This window comes from Curtobacterium sp. PhB190 (assembly GCF_004365385.1).
In the GTDB taxonomy this organism is placed as follows: Bacteria; Actinomycetota; Actinomycetes; order Actinomycetales; family Microbacteriaceae; genus Curtobacterium.
Genome location: NZ_SODN01000021.1, coordinates 1 through 17,353 on the forward strand (window position 1 = coordinate 1; position 17,353 = coordinate 17,353).

The window sequence follows — 17,353 nt, forward strand, 5'->3', positions numbered from 1 at the left end:
CAGCGGGTCGAGCAGCTCATCCGAGACGCTATCGCCGATGGTGTCCTTCTGGAGGGTGATCAGTTGCCGCCGTACCGGGTCGCTGCGGTGACGTCCGGGTTGAGCATCCATACGATCCTGAACGCGTATCGGGCACTGATCGTCGACGGTGTGGTGCGGTCGATGCCCGGTGATGGCTACTTCATCGCCGGCCCGGTTCGCTACCGCGACTTCTTCACCGCACCTGACGACCGACCATCGGTGTGGTCAGTGACGGCTGGGTAGCCGACGGCGTAGGCAGTAGGGAGAATCGGTCTTGTGGATGAGGCGATGGTGGAGCGGACCCGGGTAGTTGTGCGGACTCGAGACGTTGCGGTGGCGCGGAAGGCTGTTGCGCGAACGCATCGCACGTTCGGGCTTGAGGTCGCTGCGGACGGTGCGCCGTTCACGTTCGAGGAGACGGTCACCGGGACGGGGCTGCTGTCGCTGGAATCGATGCTGTGCACCGGGACCGTGCGCGGCGAGGTGGAAACTGACGACGCTGTCGTCGTGACGTGGCTGAAAGCGGGCCGCGGTGCGGTCGATGGGGATCGGCTGCTGATCGGCCGTCCGGTGCTGTACCGGGAGGGCCGGCAGTCGTTCCGGTGGGATGGGTTCCAGAAAGACGTCATGCGGATCGATCGAGACACGGTCGAACGGGTTGCTGCGGAGCGTGGTGGCTGGAATCAGGCGCCTCTGGAGTTCAAGCCACACCACGTACCCGAGGGGGCGCCGCTTGCGGCATGGTGGCTGGTCGTGCGCGCGGTCGCTCCGGAGATCCTCGGCCGTGTCGGTCCGGTTTCGGCGGAACGAGAACGGGAGCTGACCCAGTTCGCCGCCGCCGGGTTACTGACGGCGGTCCCACATTGGCCGGTCGGGCACGGCCGGGAAGAGCCGGCGCGGACACGGTTGGCGAAAGCAGAAGCGTTCCTCCTTGACCATGTCACGGAGCGGGTCACCGTCGACGACGTCGCTGCGGCCGCGGGGCTCAGCGTCCGCGGGCTGCAGGGTGCGTTCCAGCGTGTTCACGGTGTGTCTCCGCTGTTCTACCTCAAGGGCATTCGGCTGCTCCTGGCGCGGGAACAACTTGAATCGGGGGAAGCGGAGTCCGTGGCCGCGGTTGCCCGATCGGTCGGGTTGCTGCATCTCGGCCGGTTCGCGAGCGCTTACCAGGCCGAGTTCGGCGAGCTCCCGCGCAACGTGCTCCGCGCCGCCGCCGAACGGGTTGCGTAAGTGGCGCAATCGTGCAGCTCTGCGTTCAGCGCGACGCGGCGGTAGAACACCGTCCGCTGGGCGTCGGTGAGTCCATCCGGAATGCTCAGCACGGCGGCTCTGCGTGGCTGTTCTCGGTGTGGGTGTCGAGTGCGGTTTGCGCTGCGGTGAGGGCGTGGTAGTCGCCGAGGTACTCGCCGAAGCCGTTGCGGACGAAGAAGTGCCGTCCGTGCTGGTCGATGGTGCCGGCGAACGCGCCGTCGTTGTCGGCGACCCAGAAGCCCTCATCTGCGGCAGCCCACCGCAGCACGGTCGGGAGATCGGCGACGCTCAAGGCGGGGGAGGTCTTGGGGTGGTGCAGCAGGATGCTCATGCGCGGGGCTTTCTGAGGAAGTCACTGTAGGTCGGCTCGGTCGGGGGAATCAGCTCGTCGCTTGTTGCTGGGGTGGTTGTGACGATGGTGGGGAGGTCGTTGACGCGCGCGACGACGATCGCGTGGATCTCAGCCGGGGTGAGGAGTCCGCGGTGATGCCACTGCTGCGGGTCTGCCCGCGGACCGACTTCGTCTGAGGGCGTCACCGTGGGCTCTTGGAGGAGCGGGCCCATGTCGATCGGCTCGGTGGGTGGCAGTGTCGCGTCGGCGCTCACCAGGCGCTCGCGAGCACGATGGCCACCGTCGCGATGGTCACTGAGATAAGCCCGGTTGTGACTGCGATGACTGCGACGTGGCGGTTCTGGTGTGTGTGCCGCACCCCGGTCATCGGTGATCGTTGTGTGCCGGGGTGTGCGGTGAAGAGAAGGTCCGCGCGGGGCGCGGGAACAGGTGCAGCAGCAGATGAAACGAGGGTGGGCGTCATGCCGAGCGGCCTTTCCCGTGGCGAGACTGGCCATGGCGACTGGTCAGGCGCGACCCCGATCGTGCTGCCGGGCAAGCCGCCGGCGTCGTCGCGACGGGGCGCGAGGGTCCTGACATCAATCAGGCTACGAACCCGCACGCCTGGCGTCTAACTTCCTTAACTAGAAGCGTTATCTGGTCACTCAGTCGGGGTGCTGCTGTTCGTCGCGGTGCGGTCCACGACCTCCTGCACAGCGGTCGCGAGTGCGGCGATGCGTTCCGCTTCTTCGGCGGGGACCGCGTCAAGGAGTTCCTGCACAGCTGCGGGGAGGTCTTCGTATGCTCCAGTGAGGCTGTGCTGTCCCGCTGTGGTGAGGCGCACGATGCGGGAGCGACGATCGTCGGGGTCGGGTTCACGGACCGCGAAGCCTCGTCCAACGAGCCGGTCGATGGTCATGGTTGCCGCGGCGCTGCTGACACCGAGCGTTTCGGCGAGGTCCGCTGCACGTGCAGGGGCGTCGGCGGCTTCCCGGGCGGCGAGGAACTGCACCGTCTGGAAGTCGTTCGCTTTCAGCCCCATTCGCCCGCGTGCCCGGTTCTGCAGCATTGTCTCGGCGACGCGGAGCCGGTTCACCGATGCCAGCAACAGCACCCCACCCGGAACCCGTTCACCGTCCTCAGCCATCACAACCTCCAGCAGCAAACTCACCGATCGCGCCTGCGCGCACTCTGTCTACCGTTCAGTCTGGCAGCCAAGGCGTAGACAGGCATTCGGGTTGAGTCGTACCCCGCCGCGGCGGCCCATTTCCGACCGGCCGTCGATGGCTATCCATGCCGGGAGCATCTATGGGCGGCCTCGCCAGGCACCTGATCATGTCTCAGCACTATCCCCTGGGCGCAAGATATCGACATCCGAAAATGACTCTGCCTAGAAGGGGCGTAGACACAATCGGAGAGAGGGCACCTGCCCGGGTTCGGGTCAGGGGGCAGGTGCCCTCGCGCTACGACACTCGTCGGAGTCCTCGTTGACGCGCACGACGACGCCGACTCAGGAACAACGTTCCGCCCGGTCCGCGGCTAGGGTTCCGCGGCGCAGCCTCGTCGACGTTCGCTTCCCAGGAAGCCACGCGACTGCTCGTCACACCGACGATGGTCAACGCAGCTGCAGGATCAGAACCGGAACGGTGCAGCTGCAGATACCGCTCGCGCAGGAACCGGTACCCGGTCTCCTTGCCGATGCCAGCGATTCGGGCGGAGGGTTTGAGACCTCGCCCCACCCGGATCAGGACAAGGAACCGGACAGCTTGCGGAGACGACAGAGACAGGTACACGGGGAACACCTCCGAAGAAGGTTTTGCGTCGATCAAGTGAATCCGGGCCTCCTCACCCAGGGGGAGTAACCGGGGAGGTGGGCCGTGCCGTGCCGGCTGGTCAAATGCCGTCCTGCGGTCGATCCGTCTCCAGGCATCTTGGGTCTCTCTATGCGAGAAGACGCGATCGCTCTGTCCGACCGTGCGGATCGACGGCATCGGCGACTCCGGCGGCGCGAGCCCGCACGTCGCGTGAGCGCGTCAAGTGCACGGTCTGCTCCCTCGACCTCCGACCTCCGAGCCCGGCGTGGTGCCGGCGTCGGCGGGTCATGCGGGTCATGCGGGTCATGCGGGTCGACGAGCCTGGCGGATCCTCCGCGTCGTGATGGCAATGGGCTGTTTGAGATGGTGGCGGTGGGGTGGTCAGAGCAGGACGAGCGCGGCCGCGATGCCGAGGAGCGCGGCACCCTGCAGGGCCGCGCGGAGCACGATGATCCGGTCCCAGCCGGCCTGCAGCGCCCGCGCGTCGGCGGGCGTCTCGCCTCGGTCGGCGGCGGCGGTCAGCCGGCGGTTGATTGGCGCGCTGATCCGCGCGTAGAGCACGAGCCACACGACCAGCAGAACGAGGGCGATCCCCGCAAGCACGGCGGCGCTGCCACGGTCGGCGAGAGCGGCGAGCACGGCGACGACGGCGGATCCGACGAGGCCAGCGACCCCGGGCGCGGGCATCCGCACGTCGCCGTAGCGGTGCACGTTCCCCATCACCGACGTGAGGGACGCTTCGTCCACGCGGGCGAGCGCGGGCCGCATCACGAGCGCGCAGAAGGCGTCGGTACCGAAGACGACCCCGATCCCGAGGAGGGTCACGAGACCGGTGGCCCACGCGGCACCGGTCACGAGCGGGCCGCCCCGCCGTCGAGGCGCGGCAGCACGCCGACCTGCTGGAAAACCTCCATCAAATTGAGCTCGTCCCAGTGCTCTGCGAGCAGGCCGTCCTCGACGCGCCAGATGTCGATGCTCCGCATCTCGACCGTCGCGCCGGTGGCCGGGATCCCCATCAGCTCACCCTGGTGCGTGCCCCGGTAGACGAAGCGGCCGACGACGCGGTCTCCCGCCACGATGATGTCCTCCATCGTCGCGGTGACGTCCGGCAACCCGGCGAAGAACATGGCCCAGAAAGCGCGGTTGGCCTCGCGGCCGTCGGCGACGACGACGTTGTGGTTGACGTAATCCTCCGCGAGGAAGCGGTCGACAAGGTCGGGGTCGTGCGCGTTCAGCATCTCGAGGTAGGTCTCGACGAGTGCGCGGTGCTCCATGATGCGATCCTCTCCTGATGGCTAGCGATGCTAACCACTAGCAACGCTAACGCTTCAGCGCCGACAAATCAAGAGTGGCGCTCGCGTCACTAGCGGCGCTAACATTCGGTATGACCATCGCCGAACGGCGCGAGCGCGAGCGCGCCGACCGCCGCCGCCTCATCACCTCCTCCGCTCGTGCCATCGCCGAGAAAGAGGGGTGGGAAGCGGTGACGACCCGGCGTCTCTCGACCGAGATCGAGTACAGCCAACCCGTCATCTACAAACACTTCGCCTCGCTCGACGAGATCACCAAATCCGTAGCACTCGAGGGGTTCACCGAGCTGGCCGATGCCCTGCGCGTGGCGCGGGAGTCGGCCGCCTCGGGGGATGCGGTGCGCGCCGTCGCCCACCGCTATTGCGCATTTGCGACCGCCGCACCCGCGCTCTACGACGCGATGTTCAGCCGCACCACACGGCTGTCCTTCGGCTCCGACTCCGTGCCGGAACTGTCCGCCGCGTTCGCCGAACTGCGGGGTGCCCTCGCGCCGAGCTCCGATGACGACGCGTCCGAACTCCTCACCGAGACCCTGTGGTCGGCTCTGCACGGCCTGGTCGTCCTCGACCGCGGCGGGCGGCTGCGCGCGGGGCGTCGCGCGGACCGCATCGATCTCGTCGTCGATGGGCTCTCCTCCGCCGCAGTCTGACGCCGACGGGAAAACACCGTCCGATCAAGCCTCCAATCCGGGGGCAGCAGGCGCTACACGCTGGCGACGTCTCCTGCGGCTGCGTCGGTGGCAGCAGGTGTGCTGGGCGTGGCGAGCATCCGGTAGAGGGTGGTGCGATCGATGTTGAGGCCGCGCGCGACGGTGGTCTTCGGGACACCGGTCCCGATGAGCCGGCGAGCTTCGGTGATCTGGTCGTCAGTGAGCTTCCGGGAACGGCCCTTGTACTTCCCGGCGGCCTTGGCGATGCGGATTCCCTCGCGTTGGCGTTCGCGGATGAGGGTGCGTTCGAACTCGGCGAACGCGCCGAGGAGATTGAGCATGAGCCGGCCGATGGCGTCGTCGGTGTCGCGGCTGTAGGTCTGCTGCTCCTTCACAAACTCCACTGATGCGCCCTTAGCGGTGATCTCGTCAACGATGTCCCGCAAGTCGCCGAGCGAGCGCGCGAGCCGGTCCATCGACGCAACCCGGACGACATCGCCGTCCCGGACGTAACCGATGCAGTCGGCCAAGGCCAAGCGATCGGCGCGTGCACCGCCGGAGATCTTCTCCTCGAACACACGGTCGACCTCGCCGATGGTCTCGAGTTGCCGGTCGAGGTTCTGATCGATCGAGCTCACCCGAACATAAGCGACGGTCTGCGTCTTGTGTTGCACCACCCCTAGACCCTCGCACACTCCCGTAGCAAAATAACCAAAAGGCACCCTAGAACCACGTGAATCGACCACCCGATCCAGTGTGGCACTGGGGTATACCCCAGCGCTGCACTACGTTCCGCGTGAGGGTCAGCCGTGTGCATCCCCGACCTGCGCCGTTCGGATGTCGCTCTGGAGCTGTTGAAGGATCGGCTTCACGGTGTCCCAGGCGCGGTGCACGTCCGGGCCGAACACGACGATGCCGGGCTCGTGGGTAGCTGCGTTGAAGCCGCCGAGCGATCCGACGAACTGATCCTGAGACATCTGACCCGTCTTATTCACCCGGCTCAGCAATGCCGTCATCCGCCGATCGGACGCGAAGTGAGTCTGCAGCGCTGACAGTGCGGGCCCGAGCGTATCCCCGCCCCGTTGCTGTGCAGCGTTCGGGACGGTGCGGAGGAAGTGTTTAATGGTGCACTCAAGGACGGACCGCACCAACAGCATGCCCGCATGCGGGAACTCGACAACGTTCAGCATGCGCAACTCCATAAGCCTGCGATGCAGACCCGGCACCTCCGGCGACCAGTCGATGGGCTCCATGGCTAACCGGATACGCGTCTCCGACCGATTCGGGCCGCGAGGCGTCGTCTCGGGACTACTCCCGGGCTTGTCCGACGACGCGGGAACTGTCGGTGGTTCCGCGGGCGCGGAATCCCCTGGATCCGGTGCGGCAATTCTATCGGCGCCGAAGGAAGAGTCGGGTTCGGGCGGGATCTGCGGTTCAGTTCGCGATGCCCTCGTGCCAGAGACAATGTCGCCGAGCTGAGCGGCGAAAGCCGCGTTGTCGTCGTACTTGGACATCAGCTCTGGAGAGCGAGTGTTCAACGTCTTGTTCCGGAACCGGTCGACGATGAGGGCCAGGGCCTGTTGCTGGCCGGCGGTGAGACGCTTGTTCAATAGTTTGCCATCACGACCGAACTCAAGCCCAAGGGCTTTTTGGATGCGTGGGTTGTTATATGCGTACTCCAGTGAGGACATCGGCAGCTGCTGCCCGTGGACGTAGTCCCGGAGTGCGCCTTGTAGCGGCAACGCGATCACGGCGCGGCGCATCTCGCCCATCTTGATGAAGCGGACGATTCCCCGAGCCTCGGACGGATACTGCTCCTGCAGAGCCTCCAAAGAGCGGCCGCTGGCCCACTGCGCGTGGAAGAATTCAGCCTGCTGCTCACGGATCCACCGCTTCTTCGTGGCCCGTGTGTGCAGGCGAGCCAGCAACGGCTGTGCAGCATCCCATGACGGGGCCAGCATGACCCTGATCCGACTCAGCGGTTCTTCATCACTCCCGAATCGAGACAGCAGTCGCTCCACTTTTGCGGCGACGTTCGGAAGTAATTCGGGGTCGGCGAGCAGCTTCAGCGCTGAAACCCGGCGATTGCCCTCCAGGACAACGAAGCCGCCCTGATGCTCAACGACGACCGGAATCTCGTTGTCGATGTAACCGTTCTGAAGGATGGACTGCATCAGGTCCGGCAGGTCTTCGTTGTCGTACATGTGCACCAGCAGATCGCGCTGAGTAAGCGCGCCACGCACCGGGATGCGAACGTTATCGACGTCTAGCGAGACATCTTTCAGCGGCACTTCGACGATCGGCCACGCCACCATGAGCTCCTCCACCACACTGTGCTGACAAAACCACCCGCGTACTCGTGAGCACACGTCGAGTTCTCACCGTATCGGTACCGCAGCATCGATCCGTCCGACGCGCTGTGCCTGTCAATACGGAGCTTCGGTGTTAGCACGGGCATCATTGCTTCCATGACTCTCAGTGCGCCACATGGGCCGCACCTGCTGACGCTGCGACGTCAGGTAACGGTGCCGAAGGCTCTGCTCGACCGGCTCGGGCTGGGTGCCGGCGATGCCGTGCACTTCCTGTTCGACGACGACCGACAGCAGATCCTCCTTGTCCCGTCAGACCGGCTTGCGGCGCTCGTGGGCGACCTGGCCGGCGGCAACCCGACGAAGGAGCGCGCATGACAGAGCAGTTGGAATCACACGTACCGCTTGAGATCACCACCGTCAAGCGGTATCTAAGGCCGAGCCCGCTGCGATATCCGGGCGGGAAGGCTGCCCTCGCGGGATTCTTTGAAGACGTCATCCGACGGCTCAAGCTGACGAACGCCACCTATGTCGAACCGTACGCGGGTGGCGCCGGCGCCGGATTGGCATTACTCCGCGCTGGCGTGGTGGATAAGCTGGTGATCAACGACATCGACCCGGCCGTGTACTGGTTCTGGGACAGCGCCGTGCACCACTCCAGTCAGTTCGTCGAGCGACTCGAGGCTGCACCGCTGACCGTGGACTTTTGGGACGAGCAACGCGCCATCTACCGAGCGGCCGACGAACGCGATCCGATGGCCCTGGGGTTTGCGTTCTTCTACCTGAATCGCACCAACCGTTCAGGAGTCCTCAACGCTGGCCCTATTGGCGGGAGGGCGCAGCAGGGGGCATACACGATCGGTGCACGGTTCAACCGAGCAGAGCTGATCAAGCGGATCAACGAGCTGGGCTCTGTAGCCGACCGGATCACGATCCACGACCGTGATGGCCGATCTGTCGTGCAGCGCTACGCCGAGGACCCAAATGTTTTCCTCTACATTGACCCCCCGTACGTCGAGAAAGGTAGCTCGCTCTACCTCAATGCATTCGACCACCGCGACCATAAATCGCTTGCCGACGTCGTCTGCGCCGCCACCGCAAGCAATTGGATCGTCACCTACGACGACGCCGACTTCATCAGACACGCTTACGCCGGACAGTACCTTACCCAATACATATTGCCGTACAGCGCGCACAAGAGCGCGCGAGCGACAGAGCTGTTGATTGCATCGCCGACGGTCGCTCCTATGCTGCCGAAACCCGCACTTTGACACGCAGCCATCTGCGATCTGGATGTCCGGACGTCGCGATGCCCATTTCCAGCAGTGCACTCTGGCCCAGTCCACCCGTCGCGCCGCAAGGCGTCGCTGAGCTGAACGAGGTACTTCGCCTTACTTCGCGAATATAAAGCAAGTTCCGTGCGGTGCCGGTCAATTTGTCGATCTGATGTAAATAAGGTCGAGCCGCAACCGGTCAGAGTTGGCAAACGAGGCCGTCAAGTATTTGAGCTGACATAAGAGCGCGGTATCGGCCATGGACGAGAATAGCCGGCCACCCGAGTGGTGGCCGGCTATTCTGTGCCTGGGGGAGTGGCCTCAATGTGTGGCGTCGTACGCGTCACGGACGGCCTGACTGATACGGCCACGCGAGGAGACATCGTGGCCGTTCGCGTTGGCCCACTCGCGGATCTTCGCGAGCTCGCGGTTTGGGCCAACGGCGGCCAGTTCACGCAAGCTGCGGTTGACGAGTTCCTGGACGTGGCTGACTACTACCTGGTCGCCCACGCCGCTGCCCATGGCCATACCGTCGTTACGCACGAGATCTACCAAGCAAACGCCCGCAAACGAATCTTGATCCCGAATGCGTGCGAGGCTCTCGGTGTGCCCTACTGCACGACCTTCGAGATGCTGCGCTCCCGATCCGTTCGGCTGGCGCTCGACGCCGCTTAGCGGCTGACGATGGCTCTCGTTGCACCGGGCGTCGACGACTGACTGGGAAGCGGAGCGCGGAGCCGAACGAAGGCGTCGCCTCCAGGGTGGGATCTAGCGCAGCGCACGGAGAGCTGCGGCGACCCGTGCACGCAGAGACATGCTGCGTTTCCCGTGTTGCAGCGCCTCGAGGTCGTCGATGCGGCGTTGCGTGGTCTTCAGGCCCCGCGTGAGGTCGTCTGCGGCGACGCGTGCGATCGCCCCTGACAAGGAGAGTTCGACCACCCACTGGGGCAGTCGAGCGGGCGGACGGTGGAACAGGGCCGGCAGCAGTAGCTCACCGATGGTGACGGCGAGCAAGCCGTATGTCGCTGCTGGTGCCGCGATCGCGAGCCCGGTGTTCACGAGGAGCACAAGGGCAACGTAACCTGCGAACGAGAGTCCGCGAGTCCAGAGCCGGCTTGCACGGGTCGGGGCTTCGATGGTGCCGGCGTTGATCTGCAGAAGCATCAGCAGTCCGGCTGACGTACCGATCACTCCGACGAGGAACCCAGCCATGAAGCCTCGCCCGACGATGAGTTGCACGACGCACCCGGTCACGATCCCGGCGACGACGCCGTAGCCGATGGTGACCAAGTGGGCGGTCCAGATGTTTTTGCTTGGTCGCGGAAGCGCACCGAGACGCTGAACGGTGATGTCTCTTGCCTGACGTGCGGCGCCGAGTTGAACATGGTGGGCGGGGACGATGAAGCGGCCGACCTCGAGGCCGAGCACCCAGCAGAGGATCACCATCGGAATCACCACGACCAACGCCGGCAGACGGTGTGGATTAACGAAGGTCGCCGCGACTGCGAACGTCCCGAGTGTGAGCGCTGATGCCGCAAGGAGGACGCCGAATGCTCCGACGCTCCGACGGATCCTGCGGCGGTGCTCACTGTCGGTGAACGCGGCTTGCCCGCCGATGGAGATGCCGTAGAGCACCAGCGTGACCGTGGAGTACGTGAGCAACGCATTCACCGTGGTGTCGCCTAGTGCGACGCCCCACTCCGGCATCCACGTAAACGTCGGTGTTGACGATCGGCTCTGGTCGGGGAGGCTGCCCGCGATCATGCCCCCAATCCAAAAGATGCCGACCAGGAAGCTCAAAGTGATGGCGTACACGGCTCGTCGGGGGATCGGGAGGCTCTCGGGTTCATCAACTGAGGTGTCTGCTGAAGGCATGCTTCACCGTCCCGACAACCGCCGACATTCCGTAACCCGGTGCCGGCTGGTCGCTTCCACCCCCGCCAAGACGTTCCGAGAAGAACTATTATCGGAACTGACCCGCCGGCAGTAGGTGATTAGTTTCGAGGCAGCAGACGGTTCACGCTGCGAGGGCGCGGGCGCGCGTGTCTGCGGGGGTTTGGGGCTGGGGGGGGGGTGGACTGTGCGCATGTCGCCTCGTATCCCGCAGCTTCCGTACACGGTCTCGGTGCACGGCCACCGGCTGCAGCTCGAGTTGGTGCCGTCGCAGACGGCGCGGAAGACGTGGCACGTCACTGAGCAGCTCGGCGCGCACCTGGTGGGGCAGCCGCCACTGCATTACGAGGGCGGCACGTTCAGCACGGACACCTCAACGGGCACAATCACCGATGCTGACTGGGGTGTCGTGCTGATGCGTGCGTTCGGGCGCAGCTGGTCACCGCCGAAGTAATCCGCCCGCAGAACAGCTCACCGTCACGCCAAGGGTGCCTGGCGCAGCGGTGAGCTGTTGTGGGGCCTTGCTGATGTTGTCGGTTCAGTAGCTGTAGGACGGTGCGTTCGCGGCGGCGGCGAAGATGACGATCCCGAAGACGATGGACAGCACGATCGACAGGGCGCTGATGATGATGCCGGCGAGAGCGAGCCCGCGGCCGCGTTCACCGGTGCGCTTGATCTGCGTGAGCGCGATGATCGACACGACCAGCCCGCCAATACTGATCACGAACGCGAGGATGAAGCCGACGATCGCGAGCACGCTGTACCGGTCCGACTGACCTGGCGACTGCTGGTAGGGCTGGGCGTTGCTGTTGTAGGGGTTGGGCTGGGAGGGCGTGGCGTCGCTCATCGCGTCGCGTCCTTTCATGATGGGATATCCACGATCTCCACCGTCTGAGAACGGCGGAATGTCGAGGGCGCAGGGCCTTGCGCGAGTCATAGCATGGCGGTTCTGTGGCTGTCGTGCACATCGTGTTTTCGCACCGGAGTGCTACACAAGAGGGCATGGCACAGAAAGTCACCACTCACCTCGTTGACGACCTCACCGGCGACATCATCGAGCACGGCGGGAAGAACGTGACCTTCTCGTTCGATGGCAGCCATTACGAGATCGATCTGTCCGACGACAACGTGGAGCAACTGCGCGAAGCGTTCTCGGACTACGTCGCCGCCGCTCGGGAAGTCTCCAGCCGCGGTGGCCGCGGTGGCCGCGGATTCGGCACCACGCAGCGCAGCAGTCCGGACGAATTGGCGAAGATCCGGGAATGGGCGGCAGCGAACGGCCACGAGGTGGCGCCGCGGGGCCGGATCAGTCAGGCCGTGAAGGACGCGTACGACGCCGCTCACTAGCAAAGCCTGCTCTGCTCTGGTTACGCCTGACGTCTTCGACTCCGTTGCTCCGCGGAAGCAGTCGTCCAAAAAGCTGCTGGGCAGCCGCGCTTGAGGACATCACCATCTTCACAACTGGCTCTACGACCACGAGCTCTGTGTTTGGCGCGCCGGCCAGGTGCTGTGCACTGGAGGTTGCCCGGGCCCGGTGGTCTTCTCCGACTGCGGTGCGACACTGCTGACATGACGACTTTCAGTGCGGTGACCGTTCTCGGTGCCGGTGTCCTCGGATCCCAGATCGCGTTCCAGACCGCCATGCACGGCGTCCCGGTCACGCTTTACGACATCGACGATGATGCCGTCGCCGCGGGACGACAGCGTTTGGACGCGATCGTTGAGCAGTACGTCGCTGATGTCGGTGAGGACTACCGAGATGCGGCCACAGACGCTGCGGCCGGGATTGCGTTTGCGACGGATCTCGCGGCGGCGGTCGCCCGTGCGGGCCTGGTGATCGAGGCAGTCCCCGAGCGTGTTGACCTCAAACGGGAGGTGTATCAGCAGCTCGCGGCGGTCGCGCCCGAGGAGACTGTGTTCGCGACGAACTCGTCGACGCTGCTGCCGAGCGCGATCGCCGACGCCACTGGGCGACCGGACCGGTTCCTCGCCTTGCACTTCGCCAACCACGTCTGGCGGCAGAACACTGCCGAGGTAATGGGAACTGAGCAGACCGACCCTGCCGTGTATGAGCGGGTCGCGGCCTTCGCCGAGGAGATCGGCATGGTGCCGATCCGAGTCCGGAAGGAACAGCCCGGCTACGTGCTCAACTCCCTTCTCGTTCCGCTCCTCGACGCAGCATCCCAACTTGTTGCACGCGGCGTCGCCGACCCGGAGACCGTGGACACGACCTGGCGGATCGGCACCGGCGCACCGGTCGGCCCTTTCCAGATCTTCGACATTGTGGGCCTGCGGACAGCCCACGCCATCGCTAGCGCCTCGCCAGACGCGGGCGCCCAGGCGTGGGCTGCCTACCTGCAGTCGGAGTACCTCGACAAGGGCAAGTACGGCGTCGAATCCGGTGAGGGGTTCTACCGGTACCGCTGAACGAAGCGCCACTTCCTGAGCCACGCCCCACACGCTGCCCGCTAATCGGTCCGGAGTATAGGGGCACGGAGGAGGCCGACCGCGGCAACTGCGCCGACGGTGAGGACCAGCAGGCCGAAGATCAGCCGCCCCGAGTGCGGGCTGCTGCTCGGGGAGCGTCGACCGAGTGCGGGCTGGAGCATGTGCCAGCGTCGCTTGCGTTCGTGGGTCGGCACAATGGTGAGCGTGAGCGTGGACGTGCTGGTGGTGCGGTGGGAGCGCATGTTCGCGGCGGTGGTGTCGTTCCGTGATGAGTACCGGCACGTCGACATCCCGCGGTCGTTCTGCCGCGGCGCGGGAGCGTCTCTAGGAGCGTGGGTTCATCGGCAGCGGTCGTTGGCGGCCGCGGGCGAATTGCCGGCGGACCGGCGAGAACGACTCGAGGCAGTCGGGATGCGCTGGTCGTTGTCGGAACGCACCACTGGCATCGCGGCGTTCGCGGCATTCCAGTGCACAGAGGGACATGGGTTGGTCCCGCACGTGTTCACGACCGCGGACGGGTTCCCATTAGGGACGTGGGTGCAGTCCCGACGTCGGCAATGGGCGAAGGATCCGGTGAACACGGTTCGGTTGTGGCCGGAGTTGGTGGATCTCGGGTTCGTTTGGCAGGTGCGTGACCGCGACGCCGCTTGGGATGCCGGCGTTGCGGCGTTGACGCAGTACAGCCGTGATCACGGGGACCTGGCGGTGCCGCACTGGTTCACAACCGCGGACGGATTGCAGTTGGGGCGGTGGGTGGACTCCCGCCGCGTCGAGTACCGCACGGGTGCGCTGCTGGCGGCCCGGGTGGAGCAGCTCGAACGACTCGGGATGGTGTGGCGGCTCCGCCTCCCGGCAGATGACCCCGCGCGGCGGCGCCGCGAGGATGTGCACTTCGCCCAGATGCTGCGCCGTGTCCAGGCCTGGTCGACGCAGCACGCGGGAGAGCTGCCCGCTGCGCGCGTCGTCGATAGTGACGGGATTGCGATCGGGCGGTGGCTGATCCGTCAGCGTCAACTTCACCGGGACCACCGGCTCGCTACCGACCGGGTCACGCAGCTCAACGCATGGAACGGCGCTTGGAGCTGCCCGAGGGAGCACATCGACATAACTGCGCCGTAGCGGCATTGAAAATGATGCGGCCGGATCGTCACGTGATGACGATCCGGCCGTGAGTTGTGTTGAGGGGTTACTTCCCGAGGCGGCGGAGGGCGATGCCGAACAGGGAGGTGACGAGGCCGAGGCCGATGGCGAATGCGGCGGTGCCGAACGAAACCACGGAGGTGAACAGAGATGCCCGCAGGAACGATGCGTTCATGATGACGGCCCGGTTCGGGTCGTCTTGGGGGAGTTCGGCGAAGGTTTTCCCGTCGCTGATCGCGGTTGCGTGCGTGTTGATGATCTCGGCTTGCGCGTAGGCGGTGAGGGGGCCGCGAACGGGGCGTTCGGGGAGGAGCTTGCTGTCGGGGGAGACGGTGATCTTCTGCGCGGTGAGCTCGGCGGAGATCAGGCCCCACACGACGGCGCCGGTGGTGCTGAGGATGCCGCCGGCGAGGATACCGATGGTGCCGATGTTCCGAACGGTGCGGACGTGTTGACGGCGAGAGCGAGTCATACGGGGAGTTCCTTCTGCGGTGTCGGACAAGTGCCACCCGTTGCGGGCGCTGAGGGTGTTAGTGGGCGGCGGTGTAGGCGTCGCGGACGGCCTGGCTGATCCGGCCACGGGAGGATACGTCGTGGCCGTTCGCGGCGGCCCATTCGCGGATCTTGGCGAGCTCGTCGGGGTTGCTGCGCGGCTTGCTGCTCGAGCTGCCACGCCCACTGCGCCCCGTCACCTTGCGTGCGGCGGCAACGTAGTCGGAGAGCGCTTCGCGGAGGGCGTCGGCGTTGTCGTCGGTGAGGTCGATCTCGTAGTTGCCACCGTCGAACGAGAACTGCACGGTCTTGCCGGTTCCGTCTTCGATGGTGTCGCCGGTGAGGTCGTCAACGAGGTGCGTGGTGACTTTCTGCGCCATGATGAGGTCGCCTTTCGCTTGGGGTCATCTCCACCCTGGCATAGCTGATCAGTAGAACGCTTTGTTCGTGGTTCTTGCTGCGCTAGGTCGGGCAGACTGGGTGGTGATGTCTGATTCGTTGCCGGTTGTGTCCGGGTATACGGCTGCTCTTACCGAGCTGAAGCAGCAAGTGCGCGATGCCCGCTTCACGGCACAGCTCCGCGTCAACACGGAACTCATTCGCCTCTACTGGGGGATCGGCGCGACCATCCTGCAGCGCCAAGGCGACGAGGGGTGGGGGAGCAATGTCATTGGCCGGCTCGCGACGGATCTGCGGGCGGAGTTCCCGGAGATGAAGGGCTTCTCGCGGGCGAACCTGTTCTACATGCGCCGGTTCGCGGGGGAGTGGCCGGCGGATGCAGTTGTCCAACAGCCTGTTGGACAACTGCCCTGGGGGCACATCACCGTCCTCCTCGACCGACTCGATGACCACGAGCTCCGGAACTGGTACGCCGCCCAGGCTGCAGCGAACGGGTGGTCGCGGAACGTGCTCGAGCACCAGATCCGCTCCGACGCGCACACGCGGCTGCAGGCGGCGCCGACGAACTTCGCCGAGGTCCTCCCGCCGGGGGACTCGGACCTGGCGCAGCAGATCACGAAGGACCCGTACGTGTTGGACTTCCTCGCCCTCGACGGCGACGCGAAGGAACGCCACCTCGAGCAGGCACTAGTCGACCGGATCATCGACACCCTCCGCGAGCTCGGCGAGGGGTTCGCGTTCGTGGGCAGGCAGGTGCACTTCGACGTTGACGGGGACGACTTCTACGTCGACCTGTTGTTCTTCCACGTCGAGCAGCTCCGGTACGTGGTGATTGAGCTCAAGACCGGGAAGTTCAAGCCCGAGTACCTCGGCCAGCTCGGCTTCTACGTCGCACTCGTCGACGACAAGCTCCGCCGACCCCAGCACGCCGACACGGTCGGCTTGCTGCTGGTCGCGGACAAGAACGACGCCGTCGTCCGGTACTCACTCGGCGCGCACCAGACCCCGATCGGTGTCGCCAGCTACGACCTCCTCCCACCCGCGGTCCGGGCTGCTCTGCCTTCGGAAGTCGACCTCGCAGCTGCACTGACGACGGAGACCGACACCCTCGAGCCCTGACCAGGAGCGCGTGCACCAGAAGCCTCCCCGCTGTGTCTCATGGAGGGAACCCCGGATTCTCGCAGGAGCTCGGCTTGGCCGTGGGCTGTGCGGTAGCGGATCGGCTTTCGGGCGGTGTTGCTCGAGGGTGGGGACGGGTGGTGGTGGCGTATCCGGTTCGGTCGGTGTGGTGCTGCCGGGTTGGCTCCGAGTGCTCGCGGCGCGTTACGGTCCGTCAGGGACGTGTGCGATGTCGTACATGACGGGGAGTGGGGGTGGGTCGGTGGTGACGGGAGTGCTCTGGGAGGTGCGGTGTGCTTGGCATGATTGCCCGCTCCGGGGAGTAGTCGCGGTTTCGTTTCGTCCGCACGCGGTGGGGCCGTCGGGGTGGGCGTTGACGGTGTGTGAGCATCATGCTGTTCCGGTTCCCGAGAGCGCGGCTGGGCAGGGATGGGGTGTTGGTGTGAACGCGTTGCGGTTGCGGGGTCGGTCGGAGACGGAGTGGGACATCATCGAGAGCCTGACGGACCGGATCGTCGGCCGGGTGATTCTCGAGAACGGAGCGTTCTTCCTCACCGATGTCGACGGTGAAACCGAGGTCGGCGCGTTCTACCGCCTCGAGCCAACCGTGTCGGCTGCGGCGGCCGTCCTCGGAGGACGCTTCCTCGATCCGTGACCGTGGGTCTACGGTCGGTTCATGTCGACGTCGTCGGACGAGCTTGCAGCGGTGGGGATCGATGTTGGCGCGCAGAAGCCGGCGGTGGCTCGAGCGTTGGAATGTATCGGGTCGCGGTATCGGGGGCGGCTGACAGCGCCGGAGATCGCGGCGGCGAGCGGCTACAGCAAACGGGGCCTGCAGGAAGCGTTCCAGCGGGATTTGGGGATGCCGCCCTCCCTCGTGGTCCGGGTGCTGCGGTTGCATC

General features: G+C 65.6%; 23 protein-coding genes and 2 pseudogenes. 13 read left to right on the plus strand and 12 right to left on the minus strand.

Annotated elements, in window-relative coordinates; translation table 11 throughout:
- Together EDF47_RS19435 and EDF47_RS19440 are read left to right on the plus strand one after the other, a co-directional pair.
- The coding region (locus EDF47_RS19435) for a winged helix-turn-helix domain-containing protein (RefSeq protein ID WP_132100967.1) at nt 1–264 on the plus strand (264 nt) is incomplete at its 5' end.
- 33 nt (nt 265–297) lie between these two features.
- The gene (locus tag EDF47_RS19440; RefSeq protein ID WP_133939177.1) at nt 298–1,251 is read left to right on the plus strand and encodes an AraC family transcriptional regulator; all 954 of its coding nucleotides are present in this window, start codon (nt 298–300) and stop codon (nt 1,249–1,251) included.
- Nucleotides 1,252–1,336: 85 nt separating this feature from the next.
- On the opposite strand, the gene EDF47_RS19445 is transcribed toward EDF47_RS19440, so the two are convergent.
- The 5 genes from EDF47_RS19445 to EDF47_RS19475 all read right to left on the minus strand — a co-directional run bounded on the left by EDF47_RS19445 (nt 1,337) and on the right by EDF47_RS19475 (nt 4,691).
- Nucleotides 1,337–1,603: a hypothetical protein gene (locus tag EDF47_RS19445; RefSeq protein ID WP_131847723.1), complete on the minus strand. Its 267-nt coding sequence runs from the start codon at nt 1,601–1,603 to the stop codon at nt 1,337–1,339.
- Complete coding sequence (locus tag EDF47_RS19450; protein ID WP_131847721.1) at nt 1,600–1,878, minus strand: hypothetical protein; 279 nt, start codon at nt 1,876–1,878, stop codon at nt 1,600–1,602. The genes EDF47_RS19445 and EDF47_RS19450 overlap by 4 nt, the downstream gene beginning before the upstream one ends.
- A 386-nt stretch (nt 1,879–2,264) precedes the next feature.
- Entirely contained in the window at nt 2,265–2,750 is a 486-nt protein-coding gene (locus EDF47_RS19455; RefSeq protein ID WP_131847719.1) for a MarR family transcriptional regulator, read from the minus strand.
- 1,048 nt (nt 2,751–3,798) lie between these two features.
- A complete protein-coding gene (locus EDF47_RS19470; protein WP_243650182.1) occupies nt 3,799–4,272 on the minus strand; it encodes a DUF1772 domain-containing protein in 474 nt (157 codons plus the stop codon).
- The gene (locus EDF47_RS19475) at nt 4,269–4,691 is read right to left on the minus strand and encodes an ester cyclase (protein WP_207896308.1); all 423 of its coding nucleotides are present in this window, start codon (nt 4,689–4,691) and stop codon (nt 4,269–4,271) included. Before EDF47_RS19475 ends, EDF47_RS19470 begins: the two co-directional genes overlap by 4 nt.
- A 110-nt stretch (nt 4,692–4,801) precedes the next feature.
- Here EDF47_RS19475 and EDF47_RS19480 point away from each other — a divergent pair, with 110 nt between their 5' ends.
- Nucleotides 4,802–5,377 (plus strand): TetR/AcrR family transcriptional regulator, encoded by a 576-nt coding sequence (locus EDF47_RS19480; RefSeq protein WP_132100965.1) that lies wholly within the window; start codon nt 4,802–4,804, stop codon nt 5,375–5,377.
- 53 nt (nt 5,378–5,430) lie between these two features.
- On the opposite strand, the gene EDF47_RS19485 is transcribed toward EDF47_RS19480, so the two are convergent.
- Together EDF47_RS19485 and EDF47_RS19490 are read right to left on the minus strand one after the other, a co-directional pair.
- A complete protein-coding gene (locus EDF47_RS19485) occupies nt 5,431–6,054 on the minus strand; it encodes a recombinase family protein (RefSeq protein ID WP_243692522.1) in 624 nt (207 codons plus the stop codon).
- Nucleotides 6,055–6,180: 126 nt separating this feature from the next.
- A complete protein-coding gene (locus EDF47_RS19490) occupies nt 6,181–7,704 on the minus strand; it encodes a ParB N-terminal domain-containing protein (RefSeq protein WP_132100963.1) in 1,524 nt (507 codons plus the stop codon).
- Nucleotides 7,705–7,845: 141 nt separating this feature from the next.
- Here EDF47_RS19490 and EDF47_RS19495 point away from each other — a divergent pair, with 141 nt between their 5' ends.
- Both EDF47_RS19495 and EDF47_RS19500 read left to right on the plus strand, forming a co-directional pair.
- The gene (locus tag EDF47_RS19495; protein WP_132100962.1) at nt 7,846–8,064 is read left to right on the plus strand and encodes an AbrB/MazE/SpoVT family DNA-binding domain-containing protein; all 219 of its coding nucleotides are present in this window, start codon (nt 7,846–7,848) and stop codon (nt 8,062–8,064) included.
- Entirely contained in the window at nt 8,061–8,957 is an 897-nt protein-coding gene (locus EDF47_RS19500; RefSeq protein ID WP_132100961.1) for a DNA adenine methylase, read from the plus strand. Before EDF47_RS19495 ends, EDF47_RS19500 begins: the two co-directional genes overlap by 4 nt.
- 324 nt (nt 8,958–9,281) lie before the next feature.
- Here the strand turns inward: EDF47_RS19500 and EDF47_RS19505 are convergent.
- A pseudogene (locus tag EDF47_RS19505) lies at nt 9,282–9,386 on the minus strand (histone-like nucleoid-structuring protein Lsr2); the annotation flags it as partial.
- Here EDF47_RS19505 and EDF47_RS19510 point away from each other — a divergent pair.
- Nucleotides 9,345–9,635, plus strand: coding sequence for a DUF4411 family protein (locus EDF47_RS19510; RefSeq protein WP_243650180.1), 291 nt, complete (start codon nt 9,345–9,347; stop codon nt 9,633–9,635). The pseudogene EDF47_RS19505 and the gene EDF47_RS19510 sit on opposite strands and share 42 nt — an antisense overlap.
- Before the next feature lie 93 nt (nt 9,636–9,728).
- Here the strand turns inward: EDF47_RS19510 and EDF47_RS19515 are convergent, their stop codons facing one another.
- Nucleotides 9,729–10,835, minus strand: coding sequence for a hypothetical protein (locus EDF47_RS19515; protein WP_133939179.1), 1,107 nt, complete (start codon nt 10,833–10,835; stop codon nt 9,729–9,731).
- A gap of 211 nt (nt 10,836–11,046) precedes the next feature.
- Here EDF47_RS19515 and EDF47_RS19520 point away from each other — a divergent pair, with 211 nt between their 5' ends.
- Nucleotides 11,047–11,307: a hypothetical protein gene (locus EDF47_RS19520; RefSeq protein WP_131847705.1), complete on the plus strand. Its 261-nt coding sequence runs from the start codon at nt 11,047–11,049 to the stop codon at nt 11,305–11,307.
- A gap of 84 nt (nt 11,308–11,391) precedes the next feature.
- On the opposite strand, the gene EDF47_RS19525 is transcribed toward EDF47_RS19520, so the two are convergent.
- On the minus strand, nt 11,392–11,700 hold the full coding sequence (locus tag EDF47_RS19525; protein ID WP_165901517.1) for a DUF4190 domain-containing protein: 309 nt from the start codon (nt 11,698–11,700) through the stop codon (nt 11,392–11,394).
- Between the two features lie 155 nt (nt 11,701–11,855).
- On the opposite strand from EDF47_RS19525, the gene EDF47_RS19530 reads away from it, so the two are divergent.
- From EDF47_RS19530 to EDF47_RS19540, 3 genes are all read left to right on the plus strand, one after another.
- Nucleotides 11,856–12,200, plus strand: coding sequence for an Lsr2 family protein (locus EDF47_RS19530; protein WP_132100959.1), 345 nt, complete (start codon nt 11,856–11,858; stop codon nt 12,198–12,200).
- Nucleotides 12,201–12,422: 222 nt separating this feature from the next.
- Nucleotides 12,423–13,280, plus strand: a complete 858-nt coding sequence (locus tag EDF47_RS19535; RefSeq protein ID WP_131847699.1) for a 3-hydroxyacyl-CoA dehydrogenase — start codon at nt 12,423–12,425, stop codon at nt 13,278–13,280.
- A gap of 225 nt (nt 13,281–13,505) precedes the next feature.
- On the plus strand, nt 13,506–14,420 hold the full coding sequence (locus tag EDF47_RS19540) for a helicase associated domain-containing protein (RefSeq protein ID WP_165901516.1): 915 nt from the start codon (nt 13,506–13,508) through the stop codon (nt 14,418–14,420).
- A gap of 67 nt (nt 14,421–14,487) precedes the next feature.
- Here the strand turns inward: EDF47_RS19540 and EDF47_RS19545 are convergent, their stop codons facing one another.
- Nucleotides 14,488–14,943 carry an aromatic ring-opening dioxygenase LigA gene (locus EDF47_RS19545; RefSeq protein WP_243650175.1) on the minus strand — a complete coding sequence of 152 codons (456 nt, stop codon included), beginning with the start codon at nt 14,941–14,943 and terminating at the stop codon, nt 14,488–14,490.
- Nucleotides 14,944–14,971: 28 nt separating this feature from the next.
- On the minus strand, nt 14,972–15,313 hold the full coding sequence (locus EDF47_RS19550; RefSeq protein ID WP_131847695.1) for an Lsr2 family protein: 342 nt from the start codon (nt 15,311–15,313) through the stop codon (nt 14,972–14,974).
- A 106-nt stretch (nt 15,314–15,419) separates the two neighbouring features.
- Here EDF47_RS19550 and EDF47_RS19555 point away from each other — a divergent pair, with 106 nt between their 5' ends.
- The 3 genes and pseudogenes from EDF47_RS19555 to EDF47_RS20105 form a co-directional block, all read left to right on the plus strand.
- Nucleotides 15,420–16,451, plus strand: a complete 1,032-nt coding sequence (locus EDF47_RS19555) for a PDDEXK nuclease domain-containing protein (protein WP_165901515.1) — start codon at nt 15,420–15,422, stop codon at nt 16,449–16,451.
- A 442-nt stretch (nt 16,452–16,893) separates the two neighbouring features.
- The gene (locus tag EDF47_RS19565; RefSeq protein ID WP_132100958.1) at nt 16,894–17,106 is read left to right on the plus strand and encodes a hypothetical protein; all 213 of its coding nucleotides are present in this window, start codon (nt 16,894–16,896) and stop codon (nt 17,104–17,106) included.
- Between the two features lie 21 nt (nt 17,107–17,127).
- Nucleotides 17,128–17,353: pseudogene (locus tag EDF47_RS20105) on the plus strand (AraC family transcriptional regulator); the annotation flags it as partial.